General features: G+C 76.3%; 3 protein-coding genes and 1 pseudogene. 2 read left to right on the forward strand and 2 right to left on the reverse strand.

What is annotated here, in order from left to right:
- Window positions 1-25: 25 nt before the first annotated feature.
- Window positions 26-304 (reverse strand): IclR family transcriptional regulator domain-containing protein, encoded by a 279-nt coding sequence (locus ACOV8S_RS05460; protein WP_448317360.1) that lies wholly within the window; start codon window positions 302-304, stop codon window positions 26-28.
- Between the two features lie 59 nt (window positions 305-363).
- Between ACOV8S_RS05460 and ACOV8S_RS05465 the strand changes: the two are divergent.
- Window positions 364-756: pseudogene (locus tag ACOV8S_RS05465) on the forward strand (4-hydroxy-2-oxovalerate aldolase); the annotation flags it as partial.
- A 162-nt stretch (window positions 757-918) separates the two neighbouring features.
- Entirely contained in the window at window positions 919-3,351 is a 2,433-nt protein-coding gene (locus ACOV8S_RS05470) for a SpoIIE family protein phosphatase (RefSeq protein ID WP_448316386.1), read from the forward strand.
- A 48-nt stretch (window positions 3,352-3,399) separates the two neighbouring features.
- Here ACOV8S_RS05470 and ACOV8S_RS05475 read toward each other — a convergent pair.
- Window positions 3,400-4,266: NAD(P)/FAD-dependent oxidoreductase (locus tag ACOV8S_RS05475; RefSeq protein WP_448316387.1), on the reverse strand; the 867-nt coding region annotated here is incomplete at its 5' end.

Raw genomic sequence — 4,266 nt, forward strand, 5'->3', positions numbered from 1 at the left:
GGCGGCGGGCGGCCCTGTCGGCGGGTCAGCCGCGGGGGCGGCCCGCCATGACCGCGCCGAGCGCCGCCGCGGCGGACCGCACGGTGTTCTCGTGCGACTCGGGGCGGAAGCGCCCCGCAGGACCGGAGACGCTGATGGCGGCCACCGCCGTGCGGCCGCCCGGATCGAGTACCGGCGCGGCCACGCAGAGCAGGCCGGGCGTCGACTCCTCCCACTCGTAGGCGATTCCCGTCTCCACCGCCCGCTCGAGCTGCCGGCGCAGCATCCCCGGCGCGACGACCGTGCGGGGCGTGCGGCGCTCCAGGGTCCCGGTGAGGACCGCGGTGCGGGACCTTCAGCGTGGGATCGAGGCCGCCGCCTCCAGAGAACGGCGTCCGCCGCGTCGACGCCTCCCTCGCCGGACACGGCGCGGGCGCGGGCAACTGTCCGCTGGAGGCCTTCATCGCGGTCGCCGACCTGTCCGGCTACCGGCACGGCTGCGACCTGTTCAAGCTGCAGGACGCCGCCGACGACAACGTCCGCCCCCTGCAGGACCGCCCCGTCCGCGTCGACCGCGAGACCCTCACCCTCGGCTACGCCGGCGTCTACTCCAGCTTCCTGCGCCACGCCGAGGTCGCCGCCCAGCGCTACGGCGTCGACGTCCGCGACATCCTCATGGAGTGCGGGGAGCGCCGCCTCGTCGGCGGCCAGGAGGACATGATCATCGACATTGCGCTGGACCTCGCCGCCCGGAAGGCCCCGGCCCCGGCGGCCTGACGCCCCGCGCCGTGCCGGACCTCCCGTGCCGTGTCGGACCGCCCGCCTTGGACCGTTCGGCCCGCGTTCCCCGAATGCCCGGCATGGCGCATGGCCATGAGGGCCGGGGCTCCCTCCAATGGTGGGGGAGCGTTCCCCGGCATCGAGTGAGGCTGCAGACGGGTGAGTACGAGTTCGCGGCATGAGGAAGGGGCGCCGGCCGACCGGCCGGTGGTGCTCCTCCTGGACGAGCGGGGGACCGTACGGCGGTGCAGCGGCGCCGTGGCGGACCTCCTCGGCCACGGTGCCGAGGAACTCGAGGGGCGGCCGTGGGCCGAGGTCTGCGCTGTCGAGCCGCCCCACGCCGGCGGCCCGGACGGCCCCGCGAGCGGGCAGCACCCCCTGGTCCTGAGACACCGGGACGGGACGCCGGTCGAGGCGGACGCCGAGGTCGTGCCGCTGCCGGCCGGCGGTCCCCCCGGGCGGCTGGTGCTCCTCACCGCCGCCGGACCCCCGCCCGCGGCGGTACGCGACCGGGCCTTGGTGCGGGGCGTGTTCGCGCAGGAGACGGTGGGGCTGGTCGTCGACGTACCCGGTCCCGGGGACCGGGTGCTCCTCAGCCCCGGTTTCTTCGGACTGGACCAGCCCCCCGACGGAGGCCCGTGGGAGGGGCGGCTCGAGGACGTCCTGGTGGCCGAGGACGCCGCGCGACTGGACGCCTGCCTGCGGCGGGTGCGCGAGACCGGAGAGCCCGCCGCCCATCCCACGGTCCCGGCCCGCGGGCACTGCCTGCCCGGCAGGGAACGGCTCGTGTCCGTGTCGGCGTTCCCCTTGGACGACCGGCACGACCGGCATGACCGGCCCCACGGCGCCGCCGCGCTGCTCGTCGACGTCACCGGGCGGAACGCCGCCCAGCAGGAACTCACCCTCCTGCACGCCTCGGCACGCCGGCTGGGCAGGTCGCTGGACGTGACCCGCAACGCCGAGCACGTCGTGCGCCTGCTGGTCGAGGAGGGCTTCGCCGACCTCGCCTGCGTGGACCTGACCGAGCCGGCGCGTCAGGGCGGCGACGCCGCCACCTTCGTGCCCGGCACACCGCTGCACCGGGTCGCGATCGCCTCCGCGGACGGCACCTGGCCTCCGGAGATCTATCAACTGGGCGACCGGGTGCGCGCCAGGGAGGTGGAGACCGAGGCCGTCGGAGCGGGCGGCACGGCGGTCGTGCCCGACCTGGCCGCACTGCGGCGGCGGCTCGACACGGACCCCGAACGGATGCGGCTCCTCTTCCCGGCCACGGCCGTCTCCGCCCTCTTCGTCCCGCTGTTCGCCCGCGGCCACGTCCTGGGCGTGCTGTGCGCGTGGCGGGGACCGGATCAGCTGCCCTACGGCGACAGCGACGTCCCGGTGATCGACGCCATCGCCTCCCGCACGGCGCTGAGCCTGGACAACGCCCGCCGCTACACCCGCGAACGCCGGACGGTCGAGGAACTCCAGCGGAGCCTGCTGCCCCCACCGGTCACCCGGACCACGGCCGCCCAGAGTTCGGGCGCCTTCCTGCCGGCCGGCAGCGCGGAGGGAAGCGGGGGGAGCTGGTTCGACGTGATCCGGCTGTCCGGCGCCAGGACGGCGTTCGTGGTCGGACGGGTCGCCGGACACGGAGTGCACGCCGCCGGCGCCATGGGGCGGCTGCGCTCGGCGGTGCAGACCCTGGCAGACGTGGACCTGCCTCCCGACGAGCTCCTCGGGCATCTCAACGACCTGGTGTCGCGCATGGGCGGGGACGAGGGACACCGCCCCGCCTCCTTCTCCGGCTCCCTGTACGCCGCGACCTGCCTGTACGCCGCCTACGACCCCGTGTCCGGCTGGTGCCGCATGGCCACCGCCGGCCACCCGGCGCCCCTGCTCGCCCGGCGCCACACCGCCGGCGTCACCCGCGTCGACGTCCGCCCCGGCCCGCCGCTCGGCAGCGGCGACCACCAGCCGTTCGAAGCGGTGCAACTGCGCCTGGACCCCGGCGACGTCCTCGCCTTCCACAGCGGCCCCTCGGACGCCGCCCCGTCCGCCGACGCCGGGGACCTGCGCCTCATCGCGGACAGCGCCCGCGCCGCCGCCGACGACGGCGAGCCCCTGGAGGACGTCACCGACCGGCTCCTGGACCACCTGCGGGCCCGGCCCCGTGCCGAGGACCTGACACTCCTGCTGGCCCGGGTCGACCGGCTGCCGGACGACGACTTCGTCTGCTGGGAACTGCCGGCCGACCCCGACCAGGTCGTCCGCGTCCGCGGTCTCGTCACCTCCCAACTGGCCCGGTGGGGGCTGGAGGAGTTCGCCTTCGCCACCGAACTGATCGTCAGCGAGCTGGTCACCAACGCGATCCGCTACGCGGGCGGACCGATCGGCGTGCGCCTGGTCAAGGACGAGCGCCTGATCTGCGAGGTGTCGGACCCCAGCCAGTCGCAGCCCCACCTGCGCCGGGCGCGCCTGTCCGACGAGGGCGGCCGCGGCCTCTTCCTCGTCGCCCAGATGACCGACCGGTGGGGCAGCCGCTACACGCCCGACGGCAAGACCATCTGGACCGAGCAGACGCCGGCTCCTCCCACCCAGCCGCCTCGCTGAAGGGCCGCCGGCCCGGGCAGGAGGCTTCCGGCAGGAGGCGAAGGGCGGTCAGCGGGCGGCCGCCTCGCCGTCCCCGCGGCGTGCCGGGTCCGTGCCGACGTCGTGGGCCAGGGCGTTCACCGCCGCCGCGAACAGGCGGGGCAGGCGTTCGGCCGTGGGGACGATCAGCGAACCCAGCGCGGGACGGCGGCGCGCCGCCGTCAGCAGCTCCGTCAGGTACCGGTGGCGGCGCGTCGCCCGCTTCCAGTCCGACTCGTAGCGTTCGGGTGTGCCGCGGCACAGGTTGCGCACCAAGGCCTCGGCCCCGGCGAGCGCCAGGAAGACGCCCTCGCCGGTCAGCGCGTCGATGTAGCCCGCCGCGTCGCCGACCAGCAGCACCCGCCCGTGACGCCGGGTGCGGGACCGCCGGCGCAGGGGCCCCGCTCCGCGTACCGCGGTGACCGCGGCGCGGGGCGGGAGCAGGTCGAGCAGGTGCGGGAAGTCGGCCATCTGGACGTCGAAGGGCGCACGCCGGCCGGTGAGCAGCGACAGACCGACCAGGTGACGGCCGAGCGGGGTGACGTAGGCCTCCGCGTGGGGTCCCCAGTGCACCTCGACGGCCGTGGTCCACGGAGCGACGGCGTAGTGGCGGCGCAGCCCGTACCGGGGCGGCGCGCCGGTGCCCACCTCGAGGCCGAGGGAGCGACGCAGCGGCGAGTGCAGGCCGTCGGCGGCGGCCAGCCACCGGGCGCGCAGCCCGCATCCCGGCAGGGTCACGCCGGTCGCGTCCTGGCGCACCTCGCTCACCCGGATCGGCAGCACCGGCACGCCGGCGTCGAGGACGGCGCGGTGCAGGACCTCGTGGAGCTCGGTGCGGCGGGCGCCCAGGCCGCCCCCGTCGCGGAAGCACGCGTGGCTGCGGCGGTCGCCCTGCAC

The sequence above is a fragment of the Streptomyces sp. CO7 genome, from assembly GCF_053474865.1.